Here is a 12,522-nt window from a genome sequence, read left to right on the forward strand (position 1 = left end):
GTTTCGCGGGCGGGAAATGGCGGTGCCGGGCATGCGTGCGCGGCGCCAGATGTGAATCCATCCTCTATCGGGGCCAGGCCTGGAAGCAGGCGGGCGCAAACGCCGACAAGATGGCTTTAGGAGTCAGTGATGAATCTGATTGCAAAACTTGAGCAGGAAGAGATCGAGCGCGCGCTCGCCGGCAAGACGATCCCCGAATTCGCCCCGGGCGATACGGTGATCGTGAACGTGAACGTGGTTGAAGGTAACCGCAAGCGCGTTCAGGCTTACGAAGGCGTCGTGATCGCGATTCGCAACCGCGGCCTGAACTCGAACTTCATCGTCCGCAAGATCTCGTCGGGCGAAGGCGTCGAGCGTACGTTCCAGACCTACTCGCCGCTGCTGGCGAGCATCGTCGTGAAGCGTCGCGGTGATGTGCGTCGTGCGAAGCTGTACTACCTGCGCGAGCGTTCGGGCAAGTCGGCTCGAATCAAGGAAAAGCTGGTGTCGAAGGATCGCACGGCAGCCGCTTCCCAAGAGTAAGAGCTGTAAGGAAAAAGCACCCAACCGGGTGCTTTTTTCATTCTGGCGCGACAATATGCTCGATACGACACGCGAACCCGAGAGTCCCATTGAATCGCCGCCCCATCATTGATCCCGAAGTGCTGCCGGTCGAAGGCACCGGCGCCGGCTTGCCGTCCATCGATTCACGGTTGCTGACGCCGTCCGGCCTGCGCGAACGATTCGCGCGTACGCTCGAATGGAGCGTCGAGCCGGGCGAGGCGCGGCTGCAGGAAGGCGTCGACCCGCGTAGCGCCGCCGTCCTCGTGCCGCTCGTGGTGCGCGAAACCGGCCTCACGGTGCTGCTGACCCAGCGTGCCGATCACCTGAACGATCATGCCGGACAGATCAGCTTTCCCGGCGGGCGTCGCGAGCCGTACGACCGCGATGCGGTCGCCACTGCATTGCGCGAGGCCAACGAAGAAATCGGGCTGGCCGCCGAGCCGGTCGAGATCCTCGGTGCGCTGCCCGACTACCTGACCGGCACCGGCTTCTGCGTGACGCCCATCGTCGGGCTCGTGCACCCGCCGTTTATCGTGCAGGCCGACACGCTCGAAGTCGCCGAGATCTTCGAGGTGCCGCTGGCGTTCCTGATGAGCCCCGCGAACCACCAGGTGCGCGTGTTCCGATGGGAAGGCGGCGAGCGTCGTTTTTTTGCGATGCCTTATCCGAGCGTCGAAGCGGCCGGGCATTACTTCATCTGGGGCGCAACTGCCGGCATGTTGCGCAATCTGTACCGCTTCTTGGCGGCCGGCTAGCGTCGCGCCTCGCCGCGCGCCCGTGCACCGCCGTCGCGAGCCCGCGCCGACAGCATGCTGCAGCTTACGCTGTGCTATCGTTATGCAAAAAATGACATAACTCCGAAGACGGCGCACGCATGACTTTCTTTTCGGTTCTCCTCGCTCTCATCATCGAACAGGTACGCGCGTTGTCGCCGAGCAATCCGGTGTTCGCGCTGTTCCAGTTTCATGCGGAAACCGTCGCGCATGGCCTCGACGCCGGCAAGCAGAAACATGGCGTGCTCGCATGGCTCGCAGTCGTGCTGCCGTGGGTGCTGATCGTCGCGCTGGTCTACTTCCTGTTGTACAAGGTGAGCTTCGTGCTCGCCTTCATCTGGAACGTCGCCGTCGTCTATTTCACGCTCGGCTTTCGCCAGTTCAGCCATTACTTCACCGACATCCATCTCGCGCTCAACAACGATGACGTGCCGCGCGCGCGTGAGATCCTGCACGAGTGGACGGGCCTCGATACGGTCGACATGCCGGTCAGCGAAATCGTCCGGCACACGCTGATCCATGCGGTCGTTGCATCGCATCGGCACGTGTTCGGCGTGTTCTTCTGGTACGTGCTGCCGCTCGGTCCCGCAGGCGCCGTGCTGTACCGGATCTCCGAATATCTCGCGCGCAGCTGGTCGACGCCGGGCGACGAACGCACGGCTGCGTTCTCGACCTTCGCGCAACGCGCGTTCTTCGTGATCGACTGGATTCCGTCGCGGCTGACCGCGCTCGGCTTTGCGATCGTCGGCAACTTCGAGGATGCGATCTACGCGTGGCGCAATCACACGCGCCAGTGGCCCGATGCGAACGACGGCGTCCTGCTCGCCGCCGGCAGCGGCGCGCTGGGCGCGCGTCTGGCCGGGCCGCTCGCGGAGCCGTCGAGCCTCGACGCGCTCGCGGTCGGCGACAGCGGTCCGGTGACGGTCGGCGACGACTGCACGCCGCGCACGTTGCAATCGGCGGTCGGCCTCGTGTGGCGCGCGGTGATCCTGTGGATGATCCTGCTGCTGATGCTGACGCTGGCCGTGTGGGTTTCGTGACAGTAATCCCCGCTGCGCGATGAACCAAGGCCGGCTCGATGCCGGCCTTTTCGCTGTGGCGCGGTGCGGTGCGTTCAGTCGGCGAGCGGATCGCGGGCGGCGCCGCATTGCCAGCACGCGGTGAACTGCGCGCCGAGCGTTTCGCCGCATTGGCGGCAACGCCACGGCGCGGCGTCGGCGGGCGGGCCATCGGCGGCCGCGTCGAGCAGCCGCCGCGCGAGCGCGTCGTCGCGTTCGTCGTCGAGCCACAGCTCGGGCGCGCACGCGTCGGCGGGCAAGCCGCCCAGCGCGCCGGTCGCATAGCGGTTGTGCAGTTCGCAGCCGATGCCGGCTGCCTGCAGCACGTTGGCCCAGTGCTGCGCGGTCGCGAGATCGGGGGCCTTGAAACGCATCGCGGCTCCTGTCGGTAAAGGCCGGCCTTTCCGGGCCGGACGTCTTCCCGTCCGCCGCGACGTCAGCGGACGATCTGGCTTGCCTCGTGCACCAGCTGCGCGTACAGCGCATGGCGCGACGGCGCAATGCGGCCGTCGGACACCGCGGCGAGAATCGCGCATCCGGGCTCGTGCAGATGATGACAATTATAGAAACGGCAATCGCCGAGCAACGGCCGGAATTCCGGGAACGCGCGCTCGAGGCGCCCTTCGGTCAGATGGTACAGGCCGAATTCCTGGAAACCGGGCGAGTCGATCAGCGCGCCGCCGCCGTCGAGCGGATAGAGGCGCGTGAACGTCGTCGTGTGGCGACCGCTGTTCAGCGCCGCCGAGATCTCGCGCGTCGCGGCTTCGGCATCCGGCACGAGCAGGTTCACCAGCGTCGACTTGCCCATCCCCGACTGGCCGAGCAGGATCGTCGAATGTCCGGCCAGGTGCGGCATCAGCTGCGCGCGCGCCTCGTCGGGCGCGCCCTTGACCGACAACTCGAGCACGTCGTAGCCGAGCGCGCGATAGGGCGCGAGGCGCTCGCGCGCGACCGGCAGCGCCGCCTCGACGTCGATCTTGTTCAGCACGACGAGCGGCTTCAGTTCGTTCGCTTCGGCCGCGATCAGCGCGCGGCCGAGCAGGTCCTCGCTGAAGTACGGTTCGGTCGCGAGCACGATCAGCAACTGGTCGAGGTTCGCGGCGAACAGCTTCGACTTGAACTGGTCGGAGCGGTACAGCAGGTTGCGCCGCTCGCCGATCTCGACGATCACGCCCTGATCGGCCGACGCATGCTCGTACACGACGCGGTCGCCGACCGCGATCTCGCTCTTCTTGCCGCGCGGGAAACACTGGAGCATCGGGCCGCCGTCGTCGGGGGCGACGATGTAATGGCGCCCGTGTGCGGCGATCACGCGGCCTTCGACGCGCGCTGCGCCGGACGCGCGCGCGGCGGGCTTGCGGGAAGTCGGTCGGCTCATGCGTGTCGCATCAGGCGATCGATCCGCTGCGAAGCCGGCGGATGCGAATAATAGAAGGCCGTGTAGACGGGGTCGGGCGTCAGCGTCGACGCATTGTCCTCGTAGAGCTTCACGAGCGCGCTGACGAGATCCTGCGCGTCGGTCTGGCTCGCGGCGAACGCGTCGGCTTCGAACTCGTGCTTGCGCGACGTGAGGCTGCTGAACGGCGTCGCGAAGAACAGGAACACCGGAATCGCGAGGAAGAACAGCACGAGCGCGGCGCCTGCGTTGCTCGAGTCGAGCGACGGCGTGACGCCGAGCCCCGTATAGAACCACGCGCGCTGCGCGAGCCAGCCGAGCAGGGCGAGCAGCACGAGGCTCAGCACGAACGACACGAGCATGCGCTTCATCACGTGGCGACGCTTGAAGTGGCCGAGCTCGTGCGCCAGCACCGCTTCGATTTCCTGTCCGGACAGCCGCGCGAGCAGCGTGTCGAAGAACACGATCCGCTTCGAGGCGCCGAAGCCGGTGAAGTACGCATTGCCGTGCGCCGAGCGGCGGCTGCCGTCCATCACGAACAGCCCCTTGGCCGCGAAGCCGCAACGCTTCATCAGCGCTTCGATGCGGGTGCGCAGCGCGTCGTCCTTCAGCGGTTCGAACTTGTTGAAGAGCGGCGCGATGAAGGTCGGGTAGATCAGCAGCACGAGCATCTGGAACACGACCCAGACGACCCAGGTCCACAGCCACCACAGGCTGCCGGCCTGGTTCATCAGCCACAGCACGACGAACAGCAGCGGCAGGCCGAGCACGGCGCCGAGCAGCGTGTTTTTCAGCATGTCGGTGAAGAACAGGCGCCGCGTCATCCGGTTGAAGCCGAAGCGCTGCTCGATGCCGAACTGGCGGTAGTACTCGAACGGCACGTCGATGACGCTCGTGATCGCGAGCACCGCGGCGACGAGCGCGACCTGCTGGCCGTAGCCGCGACCGAACCAGCCGGTCAGCAGCGTGTCGAGCGCGCCGACGCCGCCGAGCAGCGTCAGCCCGACCAGCACGGCCGCGCTGACGACGATCTCGGCCATCGCGAGCCGCGTGCGCTCGACCGTGTAATCGGCCGCACGCTGGTGGGCGCTCAGCGCGATGGTCGCGCTGAATTGCACGGGTACGCCGTTGCGGTGCGCGGCGACGAAGCGGATCTGCCGCGACGCGAGCCACAGCTTGGTGACGACCATCGCGAGCACGGCGATCGCGAACAGCAGGGTGAACGAAAAGGGTGACATCGAAGGCGCCAAAGGGTTCTATGCGAGAATTATATGTTCTTGCGGACCGGGGCCGCTCACGCGATGCCGGCCGCCCGGGCGGCGCCATGCGCCGTCCGCCATTTGCCAGGATGACTCATGACCGATATCGCCGCTTCCGCCAGCCAGCCCGCGCTCGTGCGCAACGAACTGAACCTCGTCTGGCTCGACATGGAGATGACCGGCCTCGATCCGGATAACGACCGCATCATCGAGATCGCCGTCGTCGTGACCAATTCCACGCTCGACATCGCGGTGGAAGGGCCCGTGTTCGCGATCCACCAGAGCGACGAAACGCTCGCGAAGATGGACGACTGGAACAAGTCCACGCACGGCCGTTCGGGGCTGATCGATCGCGTGCGCGCGTCGACCGTGACCGAAGCGCAGGCCGCCGCGCAACTGCAGGCGTTTCTGGCCGACTACGTGTCGCCCGGCAAATCGCCGATGTGCGGTAACTCGATCTGTCAGGACCGCCGCTTCATGGCGCGCTGGATGCCGGAATTCGAGCGCTTCTTCCACTACCGCAACCTCGACGTCAGCACGCTCAAGGAGCTGTGCCGCCGCTGGCAGCCCGCGATCTACAAGGGCTTCCAGAAGCGTGCGATGCACACGGCGCTCGCCGACATCCACGAGTCGATCGACGAGCTGAAGTACTACCGCGAGCACTTCCTGATTCCGGCCGCGCCCGCATCGGCCGCCTGAACGGCGCCGCGCACGCGGCGCGCGTTCAGCGCCGCGCGCTTTTCGGCCGGAACGCGGCGACCACCGCGTCGTCGGTCTCGACGTACGGGCCGCCGATCAGGTCGATGCAATAGGGCACCGCCGCAAAGATGCCGGGCACGGTCGACTTGCCGTCGGCATCGCGCAGCCCTTCGAGCGTTTCCCGGATCGACTTCGGCTGACCGGGCAGATTGATGATCAGTGCGGCGTGGTCGGCGGTCTCGCGGATCACCGCGACCTGCCGCGACAGAATCGCCGTCGGCACGAAGTTCAGGCTGATCTGCCGCATCTGTTCGCCGAACCCCGGCATTTCCTTCGTCGCGACGGCCAGCGTGGCTTCCGGCGTCACGTCGCGGCGCGCGGGGCCGGTGCCGCCGGTCGTCAGCACCAGATCGCAGCCGGCGACGTCGACCAGCTCGGCGAGCGTCGCGGAGATCGTCGGCGCGTCGTCCTGGATCAGCCGCGTCTCGGCGCGCCACGGCGAGCGCAGCGCGGCCGCGAGCCATTCCTGCAGCGCCGGAATCCCCTTGTCCTCGTAGACGCCCGCGCTCGCGCGGTCGCTGATCGACACGAGGCCGACCACGAGCTCGTCCGGGTGATTACGCTTCGTCGTCATGGTCGTCTCCGGCTTCGCCGGCCGCTTCGTCCGCATCGGCGTCGGCGTCGTCCGACCCGCTCGCGGTCTTGATCCACTGGAACAACTCGCGGAAATAGCGCGGCGGCTTGCCTTGCTGCGCTTCCTTGCGGGCATTGCGGATCAGCGTGCGGCCTTCCTGGATGTCGGCTTCCGGGTGCTGGCGCAGGAATTCGGTGAGCGCGTCGTCGTTGGCGAGCAGCTGCTCGCGCGTTCGCTCGATCCAGTGCAGGCGCGCGGTGGCGGCCTTGTTGACGCCGCGCTGCGCGTCGAGCGCGGTGCGCAGCGCCGCCGTTTCGTCGTCGGTCAGCGAGCGCATCACGCGGCCGACGTACTGAAGCTGGCGGCGCTTGCCTTCGTGATCGGTGATCCGGCGCGCCTCGCGCACGGCGTCCGCGAGGGCTTCCGGCATCGGCATCCGCTTGAGCGCGTCCTTCGGCAGGTCGACCAGCGCCTGGCCGAGCTCCTGCAGCGCGTGCATCTCGCGTTTCAACTGGGATTTGCTGGGGCGATCGTAGCCGTTGTCGACGTCGTCGTCGGCATGCTCGATCGGCTGGATTCGGGTTTTGCGTGTCATGGGCGGCATTGTATCGCGGCGCGCATGCCCCAAGCTTGTCGGTGCGTGGCCGCGGACCTTGCTATGATCGCGGGATACGCAACATTTTGATCATGCGGGCGTGTCGCCCGCCACCGGATATCACGACGATGGCAGCCAATCTCGACGTACAAGCGCGCTATTTCCCGCACACGCAGGACCAGCTCAAAGAAATTGCCTCGGACATCCTTCGCCATGCGAAGGCTCTCGGCGCGACCGACGCCGCGACCGAAATCTCCGAAGGCGACGGCCTGTCGGTGTCGGTGCGCCGCGGCGAGGTCGAGACGATCGAGCACAACCGCGACAAGATGGTCGGCGTGACGGTGTTTATCGGCAAGAAGCGCGGCAACGCGAGCACGTCGGACTTCTCGCCGGCCGCGATCAAGGACACGGTCGCCGCCGCGTACAACATCGCGCGCTTCACGGCCGAGGACGATGCGGCCGGCCTCGCCGAAGCCGAGCTGCTCGAGACCGACCCGCGCGATCTCGATCTCTATCACCCGTGGGCGCTGACGGCCGACGAAGCCGTCGAACTCGCGCGCCGCGCGGAAGACGCCGCGTTCGCGGTCAGCCCGCAGATCCGCAACTCGGAAGGCGCGAGCGTATCGGCGCAGCATTCGCAGTTCGTGCTCGCGACGTCGCGCGGCTTCCTCGCCGGCTATCCGTACTCGCGCCACTACATCGCCTGCGCGCCGATCGCCGGCAGCGGCCGGCACATGCAGCGCGACGACTGGTACACGTCGAAGCGCAGCGCCGTCGATCTCGCGGCGCCCGAAGCCGTCGGGCGCTACGCGGCCGAGCGTGCGCTCGCGCGGATGGGCGCGCGCCGTCTCGACACGCGCAAGGTTCCGGTGCTGTTCGAGGCGCCGCTCGCGGCCGGCCTGCTCGGCGCCTTCGTGCAGGCGGTGAGCGGCGGCGCGCTGTACCGCAAGACGTCGTTCCTGGTCGACAGCCTCGGCAAGCCGGTGTTCGCGCCGCACGTGCAGGTCGTCGAGGACCCGCACGTGCCGCGCGCGATGGGCAGCGCGCCGTTCGACGAGGAAGGCGTGCGCACGCGCGCGCGCAGCGTCGTCAAGGACGGCGTCGTCGAGGGGTATTTCCTGTCAACCTATTCGGCGCGCAAGCTCGGCACGCAGACGACCGGCAACGCAGGCGGCTCGCACAACCTCGCGCTGCGCAGCTCGAACACGCAGCCGGGCGACGATTTCGACGCGATGCTCAAGAAGCTCGGCACCGGTCTGCTGCTGACCGAACTGATGGGGCAGGGCGTGAACTACGTGACCGGCGATTATTCGCGCGGCGCGGCCGGCTTTTGGGTCGAGAACGGCGTGATCCAGTATCCGGTCGAGGAAATCACGGTCGCGAGCACGCTGCAGGAGATGTTCCGCCACATCGTCGCGATCGGTGCGGATTCGCTCGTGCGCGGCACGAAGGAAACCGGCTCGGTGCTGATCGAGCAGATGACGATCGCCGGGCAGTAAGCGGCACGGCGTCGGCCGCGACCAAATGAAAAGCCCGACCGGCGCGCATGCACCGGTCGGGCTTTTTGTCGTGTGCCGCGCGTCAGTCGCGCTTGCGCGCGTAGACGACGAACGCGTAGCCGAACGTGTTCGGCGCGGCGGCCTGATGCGGGTCGCGCGAGACTTCGCGCCAGTGCGCGGGGTCGGGCGCCGGGAACGCCGCGTCGCCGTCGAAGTCCGCATCGATTTCGGTGACGATCAGCTTGTCCGCGAGCATCAGGCCTTCCGCATAAAGCTGCGCACCGCCGATCAGGAACGCTTCGGCGGCGCCGTCGCGCGACGCGAGCGCGAGCGCGTCGGCGAGCGACGTGACGGTGTCGCAGCCGTCGAAGCGGCGCGCGGGATCGCGCGTCACGACGATGTTGCGACGGCCCGGCAGCGGGCGGCCGATCGACTCGTGGGTCTTGCGGCCCATCACGATCGGCGCGCCCATCGTCGTGCGCTTGAAGAACGCGAGGTCTTCGGGAAGTTTCCAGGGCAACTGGTTGTCGCGGCCGATGATGCCGTTGCGGGCACGCGCGACGATCAGGGTCAACGTCGTCATGAAGGTCGGGGAGAAGTGAAGCGGAATGGCGCCGATTCTACCGGAACGGCGGCGCCGTCAGCGCCGTGCCGATGCACGCGCATCGGCGCCGCCGCGCGTCGAATAAAAAGAGTGCCCGCCGGGGGACGGACACAGAAAAGCTGCGCGTCGCGACGGCGACGCGGGTCGCACGGTCTGCAGCGGGCATTCGATACGGGATGCTCATCGAGTGGCCGGCATGCGAGGTCGTGTACCGGCTATTGATGCGTGCGATGCGTCGTGCCGCCGGCCATCGCGTGCTGCGTATCGACGGGCAGCGGCAACGGAGCGGGCGGTGGCGTCGGCCGCGCGAGTTCGTCCCACAACGTCACCGACAGCGCGTCGGTCGACCGCGCTTCGACGGCGGCGACCAGCTCGAAGCCACCCGCGCCGTCGTGCCGCAGGCCGTCGCCGGCCGGCACCGCGCGCTCGTGCATCGCGCGTTGTTGCGCGCACACCGATGTGAACGGGCACGCGAGCGCGAACGCAATCACGAGCCGCACGCAAGGCAATGAAAAACGTGTTCGCATGGCCACCTTCTCCGCTTCGTGATGATTCAGCGAAATGCATGCCATCGAACGCGATCGGTTGTCGCGCCTGCGATTGGGCGATATGCATCGTGAATGGCGCGCGAAAATGCCGGGAAATGTTTCAGTCGTGAAACGGCGGGGCTCGGGAATACTGCGGATTCAATCGACTCGCTTCACGGATGAAAATCAGTGCGTGTGTCGATGCATTGGATGGCCGCCGCGTAGCGGTTTTATGCAGAGGATTGACTTGCATCGACCATCGAGCGATTTGGCCGTTCGCCGCTTCGCGCTGCAACCGACCTGTCGTATTCAGCGCCTATAACAAGCTGTGTTGATCAGAAAAATAGTGGACGCGAGATAAGCGCCATCATGCGCGGCCCGACGTGGTCGCGTATCGGCATGGCGAATCGAGCTGCTTCGGCTGCCCCGATTCGATCCTTTTCGCACGTCGCTTGACGTGTGCGGCAATCGTTAGACGGTTGATGAACGGGGTGAGCACATGGAAGCCGAGCAGCGGCACGTAATCTATTTCTCGCGCGAGCCGGACGATGCATTGCGCGGCTATTTCGACGAACGCGGCTGGCGTGTCGATCTCGCGGAATCGGTGCGCGACGTCCGCCGGGTCGTGCAGCACGGCGTTGCGACGGCCGGCCTGCTCGATTTCTCGCCGGGCTTCAAGCCCGCCGAGCTGCGCGAGCTCGAGGCGTGCCTGAGCATCCAGCACATCGGCTGGATCGCGGCGACCCGGCGCGGCCAGCTGCAGGACGCCACGCTGCGACATCTGATCCGCGACTATTGCTTCGACTACGTGACGATGCCGTACGAGACGGCGCGTATCGTCGAGACCGTCGGCCATGCGCACGGGATGATCGCGCTGGCGGACGCGGCGGCAACGGCGGCGGCGCCGGTGGGCGCCGGGCGTTCCGAAGGCGAAATGGTCGGCACCTGCGACGCGATGCTCGGGTTGTTCAGGACGATCCGCCGCGTGGCCACCACCGATGCGCCCGTGTTCATCTCCGGCGAATCGGGCACCGGCAAGGAGCTGACGGCCGCGGCAATTCACGAGCGCTCGACGCGCGCGCCGGGGCCGTTCGTCGCGATCAACTGCGGCGCGATTCCGTCGACGCTGCTGCAGGCCGAACTGTTCGGCTACGAGCGCGGCGCGTTCACCGGTGCGACCCAGCGCAAGGTCGGCCGCGTGGAGGCCGCGAACGGCGGCACGCTGTTCCTCGACGAGATCGGCGACCTGCCGTTCGAGAGCCAGGCGAGCCTGTTGCGGTTTCTGCAGGAGGGCAAGATCGAGCGGCTCGGCGCGCACGTGTCGGTGCCGGTCGACGTGCGCGTGATTTGCGCAACGCACGTGGACATGGAAGCGGCGTTGCGCGAAGGGCGCTTTCGCGAGGACCTCTACCATCGTCTGTGCGTGCTGAAGATCGAGGAGCCGCCGCTGCGCGCGCGCGGCAAGGACATCGAGTTGCTCGCGCGTCACATGCTCGAACGTTTCAAGGGCGATGCGCACCGCCGGCTGCGCGGCTTCTCGCCGGATGCGATCGCCGCGCTGTACGGCTACGCGTGGCCGGGCAACGTGCGCGAGCTGATCAATCGAGTGCGCAGGGCGATCGTGATGTCGGAGGGGCGGATGATCACCGCGGCCGATCTCGAGCTGAACGAGTTCGCGGTGCTCGCGCCCGTGTCGCTGAACGAGGCGCGGGAGGCCGCCGAGCGGCAGGCGATCGAGCAGGCGCTGCTGCGTCACCGCGGCCGTTTTGCGGACGCGGCGCGCGAGCTCGGCGTGTCGCGCGTCACGCTGTACCGGCTGATGTGCGCGCACGGGATGCGCGACCGCGGCGACCCGCTCGGCGGCTTCACGCCGCCGCTGCCGGAGGTTTCTCGCCACGCTTGCTAAAATTGGCGGGTACGGCCGCCCTCGCGGCCGAAGGAACCCGCATGAAACAGTACCTCGACCTCGTTCGCACCATCCTCGACACCGGCACCTGGCAGGAGAACCGCACGGGAATCCGTACCATCAGCATGCCCGGCGCGATGCTGCGCTTCGACCTGCAGCAAGGCTTTCCGGCCGTGACGACGAAGAAGCTCGCGTTCAAGTCGGCGATCGGCGAGCTGGTCGGGTTCCTGCGTGCATCGCGCAGCGCGGCCGATTTCCGTGCGCTCGGCTGCAAGGTGTGGGACGCGAACGCGAACGACAACGCGCAGTGGCTCGCGAATCCTTACCGTCGCGGCGTCGACGATCTCGGCGACGTGTACGGCGTGCAATGGCGGCAATGGCCCGGCTACAAGGTGCTGGACGCGAGCGCCGACGCGCAGATCGCCGACGCGACGCGCCGCGGCTTCCGGATCGTCACGCAGTTCGACGAAGACGGTGCGCCGAAGGTGCTGCTCTACAAGGCGATCGACCAGCTGCGCCAGTGCCTCGACACGATCATCGAGAACCCGTCCGACCGTCGCATCCTGTTTCATGCGTGGAACCCGGCCGTGCTCGACCAGATCGCATTGCCCGCTTGCCATCTGCTGTATCAGTTCCTGCCGAACGCCGCGAAGCGCGAGATTTCGCTGTGCCTGTACATCCGTAGCAACGACGTCGGGCTCGGCACGCCGTTCAACCTGACCGAAGGCGCCGCGCTGCTGTCGCTGGTGGGGCGGCTGACCGGCTATACGCCGCGCTGGTTCACGTACTTCATCGGCGACGCGCACATCTACGAGAACCAGCTCGACATGCTGCAGCAGCAGCTCACGCGCGAGCCGTACGACAGCCCGCGGCTCGAGATCGCCGAGCGCGTGCCCGACTACGCGAAGACGGGCGTCTATGCGCCGGAGTGGCTCGAGCTGATCGAGCCGTCGGACTTCTCGCTCGTCGGCTATCGGCATCATGAGCCGCTGAGCGCGCCGATGGCGGTCTGAGCGGCGACGCAAGGCC

At 67.1% G+C, this 12,522-nt stretch carries 14 protein-coding genes; 7 read left to right on the forward strand and 7 right to left on the reverse strand.

Annotated features, from left to right (window positions below):
• Positions 1–129 precede the first annotated feature (129 nt).
• The 3 genes from rplS to MYA_RS04700 all read left to right on the forward strand — a co-directional run bounded on the left by rplS (position 130) and on the right by MYA_RS04700 (position 2,356).
• Complete coding sequence (rplS, locus tag MYA_RS04690) at positions 130–522, forward strand: 50S ribosomal protein L19 (protein WP_011883860.1); 393 nt, start codon at positions 130–132, stop codon at positions 520–522.
• Positions 523–611: 89 nt separating this feature from the next.
• Positions 612–1,298 carry a CoA pyrophosphatase gene (locus MYA_RS04695; RefSeq protein WP_011883862.1) on the forward strand — a complete coding sequence of 229 codons (687 nt, stop codon included), beginning with the start codon at positions 612–614 and terminating at the stop codon, positions 1,296–1,298.
• 119 nt (positions 1,299–1,417) lie between these two features.
• Positions 1,418–2,356 (forward strand): CobD/CbiB family protein, encoded by a 939-nt coding sequence (locus MYA_RS04700; RefSeq protein ID WP_011883864.1) that lies wholly within the window; start codon positions 1,418–1,420, stop codon positions 2,354–2,356.
• Positions 2,357–2,430: 74 nt separating this feature from the next.
• Here MYA_RS04700 and MYA_RS04705 read toward each other — a convergent pair whose 3' ends face one another.
• The 3 genes from MYA_RS04705 to MYA_RS04715 form a co-directional block, all read right to left on the reverse strand.
• Complete coding sequence (locus MYA_RS04705; RefSeq protein WP_011883866.1) at positions 2,431–2,748, reverse strand: putative signal transducing protein; 318 nt, start codon at positions 2,746–2,748, stop codon at positions 2,431–2,433.
• A 62-nt stretch (positions 2,749–2,810) separates the two neighbouring features.
• The gene (gene rsgA, locus MYA_RS04710) at positions 2,811–3,752 is read right to left on the reverse strand and encodes a ribosome small subunit-dependent GTPase A (protein WP_014722692.1); all 942 of its coding nucleotides are present in this window, start codon (positions 3,750–3,752) and stop codon (positions 2,811–2,813) included.
• Positions 3,749–5,008: a M48 family metallopeptidase gene (locus MYA_RS04715; RefSeq protein ID WP_014722693.1), complete on the reverse strand. Its 1,260-nt coding sequence runs from the start codon at positions 5,006–5,008 to the stop codon at positions 3,749–3,751. Before MYA_RS04715 ends, rsgA begins: the two co-directional genes overlap by 4 nt.
• A 117-nt stretch (positions 5,009–5,125) precedes the next feature.
• Here MYA_RS04715 and orn point away from each other — a divergent pair, with 117 nt between their 5' ends.
• Positions 5,126–5,728 carry an oligoribonuclease gene (orn, locus tag MYA_RS04720; protein WP_011883871.1) on the forward strand — a complete coding sequence of 201 codons (603 nt, stop codon included), beginning with the start codon at positions 5,126–5,128 and terminating at the stop codon, positions 5,726–5,728.
• A gap of 25 nt (positions 5,729–5,753) precedes the next feature.
• Here orn and mog read toward each other — a convergent pair whose 3' ends face one another.
• Together mog and yjgA are read right to left on the reverse strand one after the other, a co-directional pair.
• Positions 5,754–6,362, reverse strand: a complete 609-nt coding sequence (gene mog, locus MYA_RS04725; protein WP_011883872.1) for a molybdopterin adenylyltransferase — start codon at positions 6,360–6,362, stop codon at positions 5,754–5,756.
• Complete coding sequence (gene yjgA / locus MYA_RS04730; protein ID WP_272481909.1) at positions 6,346–6,957, reverse strand: ribosome biogenesis factor YjgA; 612 nt, start codon at positions 6,955–6,957, stop codon at positions 6,346–6,348. Before yjgA ends, mog begins: the two co-directional genes overlap by 17 nt.
• A gap of 128 nt (positions 6,958–7,085) precedes the next feature.
• On the opposite strand from yjgA, the gene pmbA reads away from it, so the two are divergent.
• On the forward strand, positions 7,086–8,456 hold the full coding sequence (gene pmbA, locus MYA_RS04735) for a metalloprotease PmbA (RefSeq protein ID WP_014722694.1): 1,371 nt from the start codon (positions 7,086–7,088) through the stop codon (positions 8,454–8,456).
• 82 nt (positions 8,457–8,538) lie between these two features.
• Here the strand turns inward: pmbA and MYA_RS04740 are convergent, their stop codons facing one another.
• Both MYA_RS04740 and MYA_RS28920 read right to left on the reverse strand, forming a co-directional pair.
• Positions 8,539–9,039, reverse strand: a complete 501-nt coding sequence (locus MYA_RS04740; protein ID WP_011883878.1) for a dihydrofolate reductase — start codon at positions 9,037–9,039, stop codon at positions 8,539–8,541.
• Positions 9,040–9,275: 236 nt separating this feature from the next.
• Positions 9,276–9,587 carry a hypothetical protein gene (locus MYA_RS28920; protein ID WP_011883880.1) on the reverse strand — a complete coding sequence of 104 codons (312 nt, stop codon included), beginning with the start codon at positions 9,585–9,587 and terminating at the stop codon, positions 9,276–9,278.
• Between the two features lie 499 nt (positions 9,588–10,086).
• Here MYA_RS28920 and MYA_RS04750 point away from each other — a divergent pair, with 499 nt between their 5' ends.
• Together MYA_RS04750 and MYA_RS04755 are read left to right on the forward strand one after the other, a co-directional pair.
• The gene (locus tag MYA_RS04750) at positions 10,087–11,493 is read left to right on the forward strand and encodes a sigma-54 dependent transcriptional regulator (protein WP_011883881.1); all 1,407 of its coding nucleotides are present in this window, start codon (positions 10,087–10,089) and stop codon (positions 11,491–11,493) included.
• 41 nt (positions 11,494–11,534) lie between these two features.
• Positions 11,535–12,506: a thymidylate synthase gene (locus MYA_RS04755; RefSeq protein ID WP_011883883.1), complete on the forward strand. Its 972-nt coding sequence runs from the start codon at positions 11,535–11,537 to the stop codon at positions 12,504–12,506.
• Positions 12,507–12,522 lie beyond the last annotated feature (16 nt).

It is taken from the genome of Burkholderia sp. KJ006, assembly GCF_000262695.1.
GTDB classification, from domain to species: domain Bacteria; phylum Pseudomonadota; class Gammaproteobacteria; order Burkholderiales; family Burkholderiaceae; genus Burkholderia; species Burkholderia vietnamiensis.